The sequence below is a fragment of the Balneolales bacterium ANBcel1 genome (genome assembly GCA_029688905.1).
Taxonomy (GTDB): domain Bacteria; phylum Bacteroidota; class Rhodothermia; order Balneolales; family Natronogracilivirgulaceae; genus SLLW01.
Genome location: JARULB010000001.1, coordinates 192,226 through 207,859, shown reverse-complemented (window position 1 = coordinate 207,859; position 15,634 = coordinate 192,226). Strand labels below are relative to the sequence as shown.

At 52.1% G+C, this 15,634-nt stretch carries 7 protein-coding genes; 6 read left to right on the top strand and 1 reads right to left on the bottom strand.

Going from position 1 to position 15,634, the window contains the following annotated elements:
* Nucleotides 1–12 precede the first annotated feature (12 nt).
* The 3 genes from QA596_00845 to QA596_00835 are packed head-to-tail and all read left to right on the top strand — an operon-like array spanning nucleotide 13 to nucleotide 6,194.
* A complete protein-coding gene (locus tag QA596_00845; protein ID MDG5765992.1) occupies nucleotides 13–3,435 on the top strand; it encodes a hypothetical protein in 3,423 nt (1,140 codons plus the stop codon).
* Nucleotides 3,436–3,443: 8 nt separating this feature from the next.
* On the top strand, nucleotides 3,444–4,745 hold the full coding sequence (locus QA596_00840; GenBank protein ID MDG5765991.1) for a glycosyl hydrolase family 17 protein: 1,302 nt from the start codon (nucleotides 3,444–3,446) through the stop codon (nucleotides 4,743–4,745).
* An 18-nt stretch (nucleotides 4,746–4,763) separates the two neighbouring features.
* Nucleotides 4,764–6,194, top strand: a complete 1,431-nt coding sequence (locus QA596_00835; GenBank protein ID MDG5765990.1) for an MFS transporter — start codon at nucleotides 4,764–4,766, stop codon at nucleotides 6,192–6,194.
* A 218-nt stretch (nucleotides 6,195–6,412) separates the two neighbouring features.
* Here QA596_00835 and QA596_00830 read toward each other — a convergent pair whose 3' ends face one another.
* Nucleotides 6,413–7,984 (bottom strand): sugar porter family MFS transporter, encoded by a 1,572-nt coding sequence (locus QA596_00830; GenBank protein MDG5765989.1) that lies wholly within the window; start codon nucleotides 7,982–7,984, stop codon nucleotides 6,413–6,415.
* Between the two features lie 724 nt (nucleotides 7,985–8,708).
* On the opposite strand from QA596_00830, the gene QA596_00825 reads away from it, so the two are divergent.
* The 3 genes from QA596_00825 to QA596_00815 all read left to right on the top strand — a co-directional run bounded on the left by QA596_00825 (nucleotide 8,709) and on the right by QA596_00815 (nucleotide 15,572).
* Complete coding sequence (locus tag QA596_00825) at nucleotides 8,709–11,762, top strand: TonB-dependent receptor (protein ID MDG5765988.1); 3,054 nt, start codon at nucleotides 8,709–8,711, stop codon at nucleotides 11,760–11,762.
* 18 nt (nucleotides 11,763–11,780) lie between these two features.
* Nucleotides 11,781–13,328 carry a RagB/SusD family nutrient uptake outer membrane protein gene (locus QA596_00820; GenBank protein MDG5765987.1) on the top strand — a complete coding sequence of 516 codons (1,548 nt, stop codon included), beginning with the start codon at nucleotides 11,781–11,783 and terminating at the stop codon, nucleotides 13,326–13,328.
* A 174-nt stretch (nucleotides 13,329–13,502) separates the two neighbouring features.
* A complete protein-coding gene (locus QA596_00815; GenBank protein MDG5765986.1) occupies nucleotides 13,503–15,572 on the top strand; it encodes a T9SS type A sorting domain-containing protein in 2,070 nt (689 codons plus the stop codon).
* Nucleotides 15,573–15,634 lie beyond the last annotated feature (62 nt).

Here is a 15,634-nt window from a genome sequence, read left to right as displayed (position 1 = left end):
TCCCGAGTCGACTTGGATATCAAAACGATTAACCTCGATAAAGAGACCTGGTTCAAGATCACCAACAGTGACGCGATGCGTCCGTTTTTCATGAACGTGGTCAGCGAATCCAACCACTGGATGTTCATCTCAAGCAATGGCGGACTATCCGCCGGACGGAAAAACAGTGAGTATGCCCTCTTTCCGTATTATACGGATGACAAAATCACGGAATCTGCGGATATAACAGGCAGCAAGACGGTTTTTCAGGTTCGCTCAGACGATCAGGTTCATGTCTGGGAACCTTTTTCCGATCGAAACAGGGACGCATATGACATCCAGCGGAACCTTTACAAGAACTTCCATGGGAACAAGGTCCTGTTTGAAGAGGTCAACCGGGACCTGGGGCTGGTGTTCCGTTACCAGTGGAATTCGAGTAACATGTATGGTTTTGTCCGCAAAGCGGAACTTGAGAATGTTTCCGGAAAAGAGTACGACATTACTTTGCTGGATGGTATTCAGAACCTTTTACCGTACGGGATCGGACCGGACATGCAAAATGCCTACAGCAACCTGGTCGACGCCTATAAAAGAAATGAATTGATTGAGGAAGCCGGACTGGGTATTTATGCGCTTAGCGCGATCATAGTTGACAAGGCGGAGCCCAGCGAAGCGTTGAAAGCCAATGTCGCCTGGTCACTCGGTTTTGACCGCCCCGGTCGTTTGGTCTCGTCGCTGCAGCTGGACAGCTTTCGGAAAGGGGAGTCAGTGCACAATGAAAACGATATCAAAGGTGAAAAGGGAGCCTATTTCGTACACACGGATATTAAATTGGGCAACAACGAGTCACAGAGCTGGAAAATCATTGCCAATGTGAACCAGAACCATGCCGGCGTCGTTGAGCTGATCCAGGCCATCAAAGAGAACGATGATCTCGACCGGCTAGTCGAGCAGGATATCGAAAGAGGTACCGTAAAACTGACCGAGCTTACATCCGGCGCCGATGCTGCACGACTGACCGCAGATCCGGCAAAAGACGCCCGCCACTACTCAAATGTGCTGTTCAATATCATGCGCGGTGGTACCCCGGACCGGAACTACCGGATCGAAAAACAGGATCTGGTTTCTTATCTCTCCAATGCAAGCCGGGAGGTTGTCGAAAGAAGCCGGAGTTTCCTGGATGATTTACCGGAGATATTTGATGCACAGGAGCTCTATAGCCGTCTGGCCGGATCCGATGATGCTGATCTGTACCGGCTTTGCAAAGAGTACCTGCCATTAAAGTTCAGCCGGCGGCATGGAGATCCCAGCCGTCCCTGGAATCAGTTCTCCATCAACACCCACAGTGAACTGGATGGCTCGAAGATACTGGATTATCAGGGCAACTGGCGGGACCTGTTCCAGAACTGGGAAGCACTCGTCCAATCCTACCCGGATTTCATCGAAGGGATGATTTTCAAGTTTTTGAATGCCACTACATTCGATGGATACAATCCCTACCGTGTCACAAAAGGGGGCTTCGACTGGGAGACCATCGAGCCGGACAATCCCTGGTCCTACATCGGCTACTGGGGGGATCATCAGATTATTTATCTGCTCAAGTTTCTGGAGTTTTACAACAGGTATCAACCGGAGGCACTTGAAAAGCTGTTTGACAGCGAATACTTCGTGTACGCAAACGTGCCCTATCGCATCAAGCCCTATGAAGATATCGCCAGGGATCCGAAAAACACGATTGATTTTGACGCCGCACTGGACAAGGCGATCCGCGAGAATGTTGCCGCAAAAGGCGCTGACGCCTCATTGATCGGCAGCCAGGCAAGTGATATTCACCATGTCAACTTCATGGAAAAAATCCTTGCAACGATGCTTTCCAAGCTATCCAATTATATTCCGGAAGGCGGAATATGGATGAATACCCAGCGGCCGGAATGGAATGATGCTAACAACGCGCTGGTGGGCAATGGTGTCTCGATGGTCACCCTGTACTATCTCAGGCGTTTACTCACATTCTTCAAAGATCTGATCCGGAATACAAAGGTTGATGAAATTCAGGCATCGATAGAGCTTGTAGAGCTTTTTGACCAATTGGCCGGTGTATTTGAAAGGTATGAGGATGTACTTGGCGGCCGTATCGACGATCCGGACCGGAAACGGATAACCGATGCGCTTGGTCAGGCCGGTGGCGCGTATCGCACCAAAATTTATGATCACGGATTCAGTGGTGACAAGGCAAGTCTGAAGATGGACCAACTGGCCGGTTTCATCGACTCGGCTCTGAAACACCTTGAACACACCATTGAAGTCAACCGCCGGCCGGATCACCTGTATCATGCTTATAACATCATGAGTATGAACAAAGACGGCATATCCATCGAATACTTAAGTGAGATGCTGGAGGGCCAGGTTGCGGTACTGAGCTCGGGTTATCCCGGGCCCGAGGAAGCGGTGCAAATACTGGATGCACTGAGGAACAGCGCTCTGTACCGGGAAGATCAAAACAGCTACATACTCTATCCCGAAAAAGAGCTGCCGCGCTTTCTTGAGAAAAACAATATTTCGGAGAGCTCGGTAAACAAGTCCCGGCTGCTGCAATTGCTCCTGGAAAAAGGAGATACCAGTCTGATCAACCGGGATGTAACCGGAGGATACCATTTCAACGGGAATTTCCGGAATTCCGGTGATGTGCGGACAGCACTGATGCAGTTGAAGGAGAAGGGCTTTGGACAGCTGGTAGAGCAGGAAACGGAGCTGGTGCTTTCCATTTTCGAGGAAGTGTTCAACCACAAAGCCTTCACGGGACGGTCCGGCACATTTTTCGCCTATGAAGGCCTCGGATCCATCTACTGGCACATGGTATCAAAACTCCATCTTGCCGTTCAGGAGATTTTTGAGAAGGCCTACCAGGAAAATGAACAGGAGCCTGTTATTAGTGGCCTGATTTCCCATTTCCATGAGATCGGCGAAGGTATCGGAATTCACAAATCTCCGGATGAGTACGGGGCGTTCCCGACGGATCCCTACTCCCACACACCCAGCCACCGGGGAGCGCAGCAACCGGGTATGACCGGACAGGTGAAGGAGGATATTCTGGTAAGTATCGGTGAGCTTGGCGTTTCCATCAACCACGGCAGACTTGCCTTCCGCCCCGGACTGCTGAAAAAGAGCGAGTTTCTAACCGATGGCGGCAGCCTGGAATTCGTGAATGTCAAACAGGAAACGCAGCAAATTGATCTGCCGGAAAATGCACTCTGCTTCTCATACTGCCAGGTTCCGGTGATATATCATATCGGTGAAGAGGAAGCGGTAGAGGTGCGGTACTTTGACAAGGAACCCGGGAAGGTCAGCGGAAGTCAGCTTGACGATGAGACGAGCAGGCACGTTTTCCGAAGATCGGGTGAAATCAGCGAAATCAGAGTCTCGCTGCCGGATTCGATTTTTATTAACCAGGATTGATATACGCTATGACTCCCATCAACAAGAAACCATATTTGCTGCTGATCCCTTTTCTGGCAGCCGTGCTTGTGTTCTCCTGTACCCGGCAGGATGTTCACGACTTCTCTTCTATCCAGGTTACGGCTGAGGATATCCTCGGCGACCCTGAGTATCAGGCCATATCCTTCGGCGCCTACCGCGACACCACGCGGGACGTCCAGCCTACGCTTCCTCAGTTGAGGGAGGATGTGAAGCTGCTGCATGCCATGGGCGTACGGCTGCTCCGAACGTACAATGTGCATTATGATGAAGCGGAGAATCTGCTGAAAGTGATTCGTGAGTTGATGGATGAGGATCCGGAGTTTGAAATGTACCTGATGCTGGGCGCCTGGATCGACTGCAAAAATGCCTGGACGGATGAGCCCGACCGCATCCGGGATGAAGAGAGTGAGCGAAACGCTGAAGAAATCGCCCGTGCCGTTGAGCTGGCGCAGCAATATCCGGAAATCGTCAAGATCATTGCCGTAGGAAATGAGGCCATGGTGCACTGGGCATGGGAGTATTATGTAGAACCGGCGATCATCCTGCGATGGGTTAATTATCTGCAGGATTTGAAGCGGCAGGGGGAGTTACCCGAAACACTCTGGATCACCAGCTCCGATAATTTCGCCTCCTGGGGCGGCGGGGGTGAGGAATATCACAACGAGGACCTGAACGAGCTGATTCGTGCTGTGGATTTCATCTCCATGCACACCTACCCGATGCACGATACACATTATAACCCGGAGTTCTGGGGGGTTCCCGAAGAGGAAGAGCACCTGGGCGATTTGGAAAAGATTCACGCGGCAATGGAGCGATCCCGGGAATATGCCATCTCGCAATATGAGAGTGTTGTCGACTATATGGAAGGGCTTGGTGTGGACAAGCCGGTGCATGTCGGTGAGACCGGATGGGCAACGGTTTCAACAGACGGATACGGAGTGGATGGGTCCCGCGCTGCGGATGAGTACAAGTCCGGGCTCTATTATCACCATATCAGAGACTGGTCCAATCGCGAAGGGATCTCGGTATTCTATTTCGAAGCATTCGATGAGCCATGGAAAGATGCCGGAAACCCGCTCGGCTCCGAAAATCATTTCGGGCTGATCAATCTGGATGCAGAGGCCAAATACCCGATTTGGGATCTGGTGGATCAGGGTGTTTTTGACGGATTGACCCGTGACGGTATGCCCATCACAAAAACGTATGGTGGCGATCTGGACTCGTTGATGCAGGATGTGCTGGTACCACCAACCATGGCCGAAATTATGGAAGCAGGTGATTCCGAATAATTATTAAAACAGAGAATTATGTCAGACCAAACGACTCCCCAAAAGTATAAAATACCTATCCTCGAAAAGGCTGCATTTGGTGCAGGCCATCTCGTCAATAACTTGTTGCCGGGGGCTCTTGGTGTTTTTCAATTCTTTCTGCTTACGGCGTTTGGTATTGACCCGTTTCTGGCCGGTTTGCTTGGCGGCTTGCCCAGGCTGTGGGATGCCATCACGGATCCGATCATGGGATATATCACCGATAACACGCAATCCCGGTTCGGACGAAGGAAGCCGTATATTTTCGTGGGCGCTATCCTGGCCGGTATTATGTTTATTTTGCTTTGGCAGCTCGATCCCGATGGGACACAGGCGTATAATTTCTGGTATTTTCTGTTCTTTTCGATTCTCTTCATTACAGCAAATACTATTTTTTCCACCCCATTGATCGGTCTCGGGTATGAGATGACCCCTGACTATAAAGAGCGGACCCGGCTCATGGGTTTTGCGCAAACGATTGGGCAGTTCGCCTGGATGATTGTGCCCTGGTTCTGGGTTATTATCGCCAATCCGGATCTGTTTGACACCCAGGCAGAAGGCGTGCATCAGCTGGCTGTCATTGTGGGTGCCGGTTGTATGCTGATCGGGATACTGCCCGGTCTGTTCTGCAAGGAGGTCGATCAGTCCCGGATCACAAACAGGGCTGAGCTCAATGTAAAATCGATCGCGAAGAATTTTAAAGACCTGTTGTCGAAGATTGTCGAGGTTGCAAAAAACAGGCCCTTTGTACGCCTTTGCGGCGCAACGTTTCTGGTGTTCAACGGCTTCCAGATGGTGGCATCGTTCAGCTATTTCATCATTCTGTTCTACATTTTCAATGGGGATTACGGCGACGCCGGATCCTGGCCTGCCTGGTTTTCAACCGTCAGTGCCGCTACTACGGCATTTCTTGTGATTCCGATCATCACGTGGATCGCGAACAAAGTCGGAAAGCGCAATGCCTTTGTGATTTCGACATTGATATCAATTGCCGGGTACATGCTGAAGTGGTGGGGCTTTTCGCCGGATAACCCGTGGCTGATGTTCATGCCGATCCCGCTGATGTCGTTTGGAATTGGTGGCCTGTTCACATTGATGATGAGTATGACGGCGGATGTGTGTGATCTGGATGAGTATTATAACGGAATGCCACGCAAGGAGGGAACATTTGGTGCTATTTACTGGTGGATGGTGAAGCTGGGTCATGGCGTATCGCTTGTACTGAGTGGCCTTGTGCTGAAGCTGGTAGGGTTTGACCAGAACGCAGCCGTTCAGACCGCGGAAACAATGACCCACCTGAGAATTGCCGATATTCTGATACCCGCCTTCACCGCCGCACTGGCCATCTGGGTCATGTGGGGGTACGACCTGTCAGAGAAAAAGGCCAACGAAATTAAAGAAGAGCTGGTGCGACGCAGAGGGGAGCTGTAGAGATGTAGTACCTGTTGGGTGATGTGATATTCTTCGGGTCAGGTTTGGACCCGGGGAGGGGACAGACCCGCAGATGGATCAAGGTTCTGATATGATCTCCGGCCGGATATGGACCCGGGCCGGACACAGAGACCCCAGCAGGATATGGACCCGGGCCCGGAGATGAAAACAGGCCCGGATCCAGATTCACGTTCGGGAACCGGAGTTTCGTTTGCAATTTATTCCCGCACTCTGACCAACTGCTCCTCGAGTTCTTCGAGCGACTTGTTTTTGGTTTCAGGAACGACTTTCCAAACTAGCAGCAGGCCGACAATGGCAAAAAGTCCGTAGATAAGGAATGTCATGCTGTTACCAAGGGTAGCCAGCTCCCATGGAAATACAAGCTGCACCAGAAAACTCACTCCGGAGTTTATAAATCCGGCAAGGGAGATCGCCAGCCCCCGTACCCGCAGCGGGAACAGCTCCGAGAACATGACCCACATCACCGGTCCGATAGAGATGGCAAATGAGGCCACAAAGCCCAGTATCCCCAACAGGATCAGTGTCGGATTGATATCGATCGCCGCGGTGATGATTGCGGATTCATGTTCGATCGCCGCCTCCTGGCCGATGGTTTCAGCCAGGGCCTGTTTGAAAACGACATCGTTCGGAAATGTGGTTCCGCTCATGTTTTGCACCAAAGCGGTCCTGTCGATGGTCTCATCGAGGGTTTCGATGCTTTCTGGTGTGAGTTCATAGGAGGCAGAGTGGAACCCGTAGGAGAGCAGAATCATCATGAGGGCAATTCCGGTCATGCCGAACAAAAGCAGCGGTTTTCTCCCGAACCTGTCAATGAACATGATGGCCAGGATGGTAAATACGAGATTGGTCAGTCCAACCAGAACAGCCTGCATGAAGGAAGCATCCGTGCCGATTCCGGATTGCTCGAAGATCATGGGGGCATAGAAGAAAACCGCGTTGATTCCGGTAATTTGCTGCAAAATGGCGAGGGAAATGCCTATGATCAGGACAAAGCGCAACGCCGGCTGGAGAAGTTCGGTGACGGAAACGTTCTCCTTGTGTTTGTCCGCTTCCAGGCTGTTGATAACATCGGTGATTTGCTTGTCCGCATCTTCCTCCCCGTACAGACGGTTCATGGTTTGCCTGGCTTCGTCGATTTTACCTGCTCTGATCTGCCAGCGGGGACTTTGCGGTACAAAAAACAGGCCTATGAAGTAAATGATGGCAGGCAGGGTTTCCAGTCCGAGCATCCATCTCCAGTTGTACTCCGCGAACATCAGCGTCTGAGCCAAAAAGGCTTCGGACTGTCCCCAGCGCAGGATCAGATAATTGGTGAAAAAGGCGGCGGAAATACCGATCACGATATTGAGCTGATTCACACTCACCATTTTTCCCCTCATTTTGGGAGGGGATATCTCGGCAATAAACATGGGGGCGACGATCAATGATGCCCCGACTCCCAATCCGCCGATCATCCGGGCGATCACGAGAATGGTAAAAGTGGGCGCGAGGGCCGATGCAATGGCGGAGACGCCGAAGAGAACAGCTGCTGCCTTGAGAATGGCAAGTCTCCCGAAACGGTCACTCAGCGGGCCTGCCAGCAGCATAGCCAGAGTGGATGTAAGCGTCAATGAACCGACCGCCCAACCCAGTTGCAGCTTGGAGAGGCCAAACTCGGGCTCAATAAATCTTACGACACCCGAAATGACAGAAGCGTCGAAGCCCATCAGAAAGCCGCCCAGGGCAACAATGGCAGTGATACGTACAATCAGGAACTGTTTGCTGTTCATGGAATCGGGGTTGGTGAAAAGCAAATATTTTGCAAATGTAATAGATCAAAGGGGATTAAAAAAGTCCGAAAGAACCGCGTTAAGCCGCACTCATAAGCAGGAAGGCAAAAAAACGCCATGAATATGATGCGAATTAGCGCGCTTTGGCTTTCTGTTGATGCAATATAATGCAAAATATTCCCTAAATAAAAAAAGTTGCACTGATGGTACCCCCGGTGCTGTCATCGATATCACCCTGTTTGAGAGGGATCCGCAAGCTCCGGAAACCGTGCCATTCCGGTGTTCGTTTTTGGGAGGAGGTTTTGCGGATGCAACGCTTCGACTGCCTCAAAGGCATGTTAAATCGTCGAATTGTAATAAATAGCAGCGGTATGGACAGGTGATGCAGCATCAGCGGAGCCGCCTGGTCCGGAGCTTCAGAGGTGAGATACGAGCCCTGGTGAAGTTTTTTTATCCCCCAAGAAATCGGTGAAATAAATTTTACTAAAGTTGCACTAAGAGCAAATATTTTGTATATACCAGTGTCGATCATTATTTGCTGGCGGGGATGCGTAATCAAATGATGCATGATCTGTGAACAAGGATAGTGCGACATCAGATAACCTGGCACTTCAACAAAATTCAAAGCATTTACGCCCCCGGTGTGAGGGGCACAGTCACATTTTTTAGTGAAATAGTATACAACAGGAAAAAAGCGTTTCCATAAACCCAAAGCTAACCAGGCATGAACAATTACAAATCGATACTACTTTTTTTAGTGGCGGCAGTGTTTTTCGGTGCGGTTAATGCCGATGCACAGACCGTCAGAGGAACGGTAGTTGATGCCGAGACGGGCGAATCCCTGATTGGTGTCAACATAATGCTTCACGGAACCAATATTGGAACGACAACCGGTATGGAGGGTGATTTTACTCTCAATGTCCCTGATCTTGAGGGAACCCTGGTGTTCCGTTACGTTGGCTTTGTGACACAGCGGGTCAGTATAGACGGACGGGAGCGGATCGATATTGATCTGGAACCTGACGTGATCTACGGTGACGAGCTGATCGTAGTTGGATATGGCCTGCAACAGCGGAGCCTTGTGACGGGAGCCATATCCCGCATTGAGGCGAGCGATATCGAGCAGGCGGCTCCGTTGCGGGTTGAACAGGCGCTTCAGGGCCGCACGGCGGGAGTGACGGTGATGCAGAACTCCGGTCAGCCCGGATCCGGCGCCACGGTCAGGATCCGCGGTATTGGAACAACGGGCGATGCCGAACCGCTCTATGTGGTTGACGGAATGCCGGTCGGCGGTATTGATTACCTTAATCCCGCCGATATTGCATCTATTGAAGTTCTAAAGGATGCTTCCGCCACAGCCATTTACGGTGCGCGTGGAGCCAACGGGGTGGTCATGATCACCACGCAGCAGGGCTCTCCCGGACCCCTGCAGGTAAACTACACGGGTTATGTCGGTTTCCAGAACCCGTGGCGGGAAACCAATCTGCTGGATGCCCCGGACTACATGAAGATCATGAACGAAAGTTATGCCAACGACGGACGGGCCATTCCTTTTCCTGATATCGACGACCGCGTGGCGGAAATCGGATCGGGCACAAACTGGCAGGACGAGGTGTTCTACTACAATGCGCCGGTCACAGATCACACTCTCAGGCTTTCGGGCGGTACTGAGACCTCAACCTACATGGCCTCCATGTCATACCGCCATCAGGACGGTATCGTGGCGCAAGGAAAATCGAAATTTGAGCGGATGTCTTTTCGTGTGAACTCCAACCACAAGAGGGGACGGCTTGAATACGGAACACGCCTTACCTATACAAACAAGACAACCCGTGGAATTGACCCCAACGAGGAGTTCGGCGGGATCATGTCCCGTGTCGCCAACATCGATCCGGTCACACCGGTCTATGATGAAGATGGCAACTTCGCCGGTTCTCCCTTCGCTTCCCAGGAGGTGGTGAACCCGGTGGCAGCTATCGAAATCATCAACTCCGAATGGAAAGAGGACAAATTTGTCGGCGGGCTTTTCGGGAACTTCAATTTCTCTGACAGATTGAGCCTCAGATCCACTCTGGATCTGGATCTTGCCTATGGTAATACCCGCTCATTCAATCCCATCTATAACCTTGGCGGGAATGTTTCCAACTCAACAACCTCAGCCACCCAGGAACAGAACAAGTGGATCACCTGGCAAACCAGCCACGTGCTGAGATTCCAGGATCAGATATCGGATCACAACTTCAGTGTACTGGCCGGATTTGAGCTGCTGGACTACCGCAACGAGTACCTCGGTGGTGTTGCATACGACCTGACCATGGAGTCCTTTGACCATTCATGGCTTTCCGTGGGTACGGACGAGGAAAACCAGGCAAACTGGGGCGGCCTCGGGCTGGAGTCGCTGGCATCTTACTTCGGCCGCGTTAATTACGACTACAACAACCGGTATATGCTGGAAGGTGTCCTTCGATTTGACGGATCCTCCAAATTTGGTCCCGACGACCGCTGGGGGATGTTCCCGGCCGTGTCAGTGGGCTGGGTCATTTCACGGGAGGATTTTCTGCGGGACAACGACTACATCAGCTACCTGAAACTGCGCGCGGGCTGGGGCCAGAATGGCAGCGACAATATCGGTCAGTTTAGCTACACCCCGCTCATCACCACCCACGCCGGGTACGGTTTCGGCATGGATCCTTCCGTGGTAACCGGGGCTTATCCCGCACAGATTGCCAACCCGAACCTCCGATGGGAAACTTCCGAGCAGATCAGCATCGGATTGGAAACGGCATTCCTGGACCACCGTCTCTACTTTAATTTCGATGTCTACAACAAGGAGACCAAGGGCCTGCTGCTGGCAGCTCCGATCCCGGCTTTCATTGGCAACGCACCGCCTACGGTTAATGGAGGAACGGTACGCAACAGGGGATTTGAAGTTGAGTCCGGGTTCCGTCAAACGTTCGGTGACTGGCGCGTCAACCTCAACCTGACCGGTACCTACAACAGCAATGAAATGACCAAAATCGAGAACGAGGAGGGCCGCCTGTTTGGCGCCGGCGTTTCAACTTCGATGGATCATGTGGCCATGGCCATGGTGGGCAAACCCATCGCTTTCTTCTGGGGATACGAGACGGCAGGAATTTTCCAGAACGAAGCCGAGATCCAGGCGCATGTCAATTCCGAAGGTGAACTGATCCAGCCGAATGCACGTCCCGGTGACCTTATCTTTGTCGATCAGAATGATGACGGACAGATCACCGATGAAGACCGTGTCAAAATCGGAAATCCCTATCCCGATTTTACCATGGGGTTCAATATCGACCTCAGCTACCAGAACTGGGATCTGAACATGTTCTGGTACGGCGCATTCGGGCAGGATATTTTCACAGGCGGCACCCGGCGCCACGATCTGCCCATGCCCAACTGGAAGGATGATGTACTCGACCGATGGACCGAAGAGAACCCCTCAACAAGCCATCCTCGCGTAACCATCGACGACCCCAACGGGAATTATACCAGACCGTCCGACTTCTTTGTCGAAGACGGAAGCTATGTCAGACTCAGAAACATCAGCCTGGGATATACGCTGCCACCGAACATCTCCAGCCTGGCCGGAGCCTCCCGCCTGAGACTCTATGTTTCTGCCCAGAACCTGCTGACGTTCACCGGATACTCCGGTCATGATCCTGAAATCGGCTCCTACGGAGCGCTGAATGTGGGCATCGACCGAAATATCTATCCGCAAGCCCGCACATTTACCATGGGTATCAATCTTGATTTTTAATTCCATAATTGATCTGTTATGAAACGATTAACCATAGTAATCTCCTTCCTTGGCCTTTTGATGCTCTCCGGCTGTGTGGATGATTTCCTGGACCACAAACCGCCGGTGCAACGGACCGAAGACAACTTCTTTCAGTCTAAATCCGATGCCGAGCAGGCCCTGTTCGCCACTTATGAAGTGCTCTCGTTCTCACACGGACGTGATAATACCGGTTTCCATCCGTTTGACCTGGTCTCCAATGTGCTGTCGGACGACGCCTATGGCGGTGGGTCAGGCCCCGGTGACCAGCCCGAAATCCTGGAGTTTAACGATCATAGTATTTCGGTGAATAACAGCAAGGCTCTTGGCCTGTGGTCGGATCGGTTTACCGGTATTTACCGTTCCAACCTGCTCATTGAAAATCTTGACAATATCAGATTTGAAAACGAACATGACCGGGTGGTGATTGGTGCGGAAGCCCGTTTTCTCCGGGCACTGTTCTACTTCGACCTGGTGCGTCTGTTCGGAAACGTACCGCTGTTCGAAGAGCCGCTGGTTGCCGAAAACATCAGGGTGTCCCAGGCCGACCCGGGAGATGTGTATGAATTCCTGGTGACCGAGCTGGTGGATATTATCCCCGATTTGCGCGATGTAGTGCCCGCAAATCAGGCCGGCAGAGCCACCTCATGGGCCGCCCAGGCGTTGCTCGGACGTGTTTACCTTTATCACCGCGATTATGTACAGCCCGTCTTCGGCGCTGGAAGCCTGTCGGTTACCGAGAGCGAAGTGCTCGCACACCTGGAAGATGTGATCAGCAACAGCGGTCATGATCTGCTCGATGATTTCGGCGCTCAATGGGGCGTTGACGGAAACAACAACAACGAGGCGATTTTCTCGGTCCAGCATATCGAGACAAGTTTCGGAGACTGGGGTTTTCTGAACGGATCCATCGGCAACTGGGCATCCCAGATGACCGGTCTGCGAGGTGTGGGATTTCATGCCGAGTATGCTTCGGGATGGTCGTTCCAGCCGGTGACAACAAATCTTGTGGAGTCATTTGACCAGAATGCAGACGCCCGCTATTTCTACAGTATTCTGGATCCGGTGGATGAAGGGGTCAATCACAGGGCCGATGAAATGCACCAGTGGCAGGGGTACGCCTTCAAAAAATTCTACCCCCGCTTCCCGGACTACCCATCGGTCAATACTGAGTTCAACTGGCCCTACAACCGCCCGGTAATCCGTTTTGCCGATGTATTGCTTATGGCAGCCGAACTGAACTCTCCCAATGCCCAGGACTATTTCAACAGGGTAAGGATGCGGGCATACGGCGACGATTTTGAAGAGATTCCAGCAACACGCGAAAACATTATGGAAGAGCGCAGGCTGGAGTTTGCCGGTGAAGGCATTCGCTACTGGGACCTGCTTCGCATGGGCCTGGATACAGCCGCCGAGAAAATCAACGCCCAGGCCACCGCGGAAATCCGGATTAACTTCCGCACGGAACGTCTGGGTCTGTTGCCCATCCCACAATCCGAAATCAACCTCTCGGACCGCACGCTGGTGCAAAATCCCGGATATAACTGATCCTTAACCAATTTAGCCCTGCGACCCGTAAACCTCTCCTCTCTGTACGGGTTGCGGGGCTTTTTTTGCCTTCACTTTCAGGTTCATCAAAGAGCATGGGTGCTATCCGTACGGCTCTGAACTGCACCTGATCCCCCCCCAAAAAAAAAACAGTAACACACAAAAAGCTCTGATATGTACAAGTATTCTGTAATTATGTTGATGGCGGTTTTGCTGCCTGCTTCCTCGCTATTTGCTCAATCTTCCGAAGTAACTGCCGTTGTTGCCGGGAATGATGAAAACGGTGGCATCTCAGCCCCGGTCACGATCGAAAACCCGGAGAATCGATCCGATATGCAGGGATTCCCGACGGCCTTTAGTATTGATGATGTGGATGTGGACTGGGATGGCTACACCTTTTATGGATTCGACGGAGCCGCTCTCCGGGTCGTAGAAAACCCGGACAAATCGGCCGGCAATGATTCCGACCATGTCCTGGAGTACAGCAAGCAGGAGAGTGCTGAACCCTGGGCGGGCTTTGTTTATCACCTCGAAAGAGCAGTCTCTGGAACGGATGACGCGGTCTTCCGCCTGAATATCTGGTCGCCCCGGGACGGTATCGATGCCCAGATGAAACTGGAGACCCGCGATGAGCAAAACTCAACCGGTGACCTGTTTAAGGAGGTAACTCTTGCAGAAGAGTGGAATACGCTGGAATGGGATTTGAGCGGCATCAACCAGGATGTAGCCTGGGACCGTGTTGTGGTTATTATGGATATGGATTTTGATAATCCCCCACAGGGAGGTGCCCGTGATACCTGGTACATGGATGATTTTGAACTGGCCGGGGTAGTTGATGCTGGCGAGCCGAGCGATCCCGGTGATTCCGACGATAATGGCGATAATGGCGATGAAGCACCCGATCTGGTCCGGGTTCCCCTGCCGGTTGACTTCGAAGACCAATCCATCGACTGGGCCAATGTGTTCCTTGGATTTGAAGGCGCCCATGTTGATGTCATCGAAAACCCGCACAAGGATGATGATAATGACAGCGACTGGGTCGGACGCATGGTTAAAGACGCGTCCATCTACTGGGCCGGCGCGTTCTTCTGGACCGAAGAAACGTTCTGGTTCGATGAAGAGAACAACACCATCACCATGGATGTCTGGTCCCCGCGAAGAAATGTCGGCATCAACCTCAAGCTTGAACAGTCTGACGGTGAGGGAGAACATGATTCGTTCGCCGTTACTTCTACGGAGGGTGAATGGGAGACCATGACCTGGGACTATAGCGGTGCCAGCCCTCTTATCGATTGGGATCAATTGACCATGATCTTTGATTTTCATGTGGGACAGGATGGCGACGGTGGACCCGACTGGACCTGGTATTTCGATAATATCCAGGTGAATCACGCGGATCCGGACAGTGACCGTCCAGAAGGTCCCGCTACCCCCGCAGACCTTCACCCGGTTTCTCTCCCCCTCGATTTTGACGATGAGGAATTCAACTGGGATTTCGCCTTCTTCGGATTTGATGGCGGCCATGCCTCACGAGTAGAAAACCCCGACCAGGGTGACGGTAACGACAGCGAATGGGTCGGACGCATGGTCAAAGGCTCCGGACCCTTCTGGGCCGGCGCGTTCATGCATCTTGAAGAGCCCTTTTCGTTTGATCCCGACGACCCCCATGTTTCCATGAAAGTGTGGTCGCCGCGCGCCGATGTGCCGGTTCTGATGAAGGTTGAACAGCAGGATAGTGGCGCCGAGTATGAAATCAGCAGCAATACCAGCACCAGCGTTGAATGGGAAGTCATGCAGTGGGATATGAGCGGAGTCGACCTGGACACGCAATGGGATGTCGTTGTACTGATCTTCGATTTCCAGGAGGGCGCAGAAGGTGACGCAAGCGAAGATTTTACCTGGTACTTTGATCGCCTTGAAGTCAACGCTGATGAGTCGGATCTGCCGACTTCGACCGATGACGACATCCGAAATATGCCGGCTGCTTATGAATTGAGCCAGAACTATCCGAACCCGTTCAACCCGACGACCAACATCCAGTTCAGCTTGCCGGAGCAGGCGGACGTAACCCTTGAAGTGTTCAACGTCATGGGACAGCGTGTCGCCGTTCTTGCCGGTGGAGTGTATCAGGCGGGTCAGCATGTGGTCGAATTTGACGCGTCGGAGATGGCTAGCGGTATTTATATCTACCGTCTGCAGGCCGGCTCGTTCACGCAAACCAAAAAAATGATGCTGGTGAAATAGTACCATCTGACACCAGAATTGTCTTAAAAGCACATCACAGAGGGTAGCCGGCAGGTTTTATG

What these genes read in the sequence shown, in the direction of transcription:
- QA596_00840 (MDG5765991.1), top strand. Translation starts at nt 3,444, where the DNA reads ATGACTCCCATCAACAAGAAACCATATTTGCTGCTGATCCCTTTTCTG.
- QA596_00835 (MDG5765990.1), top strand. Translation starts at nt 4,764, where the DNA reads ATGTCAGACCAAACGACTCCCCAAAAGTATAAAATACCTATCCTCGAA.
- QA596_00830 (MDG5765989.1), bottom strand. Translation starts at nt 7,984, where the DNA reads ATGAACAGCAAACAGTTCCTGATTGTACGTATCACTGCCATTGTTGCC.
- QA596_00825 (MDG5765988.1), top strand. Translation starts at nt 8,709, where the DNA reads ATGAACAATTACAAATCGATACTACTTTTTTTAGTGGCGGCAGTGTTT.
- QA596_00820 (MDG5765987.1), top strand. Translation starts at nt 11,781, where the DNA reads ATGAAACGATTAACCATAGTAATCTCCTTCCTTGGCCTTTTGATGCTC.
- QA596_00815 (MDG5765986.1), top strand. Translation starts at nt 13,503, where the DNA reads ATGTACAAGTATTCTGTAATTATGTTGATGGCGGTTTTGCTGCCTGCT.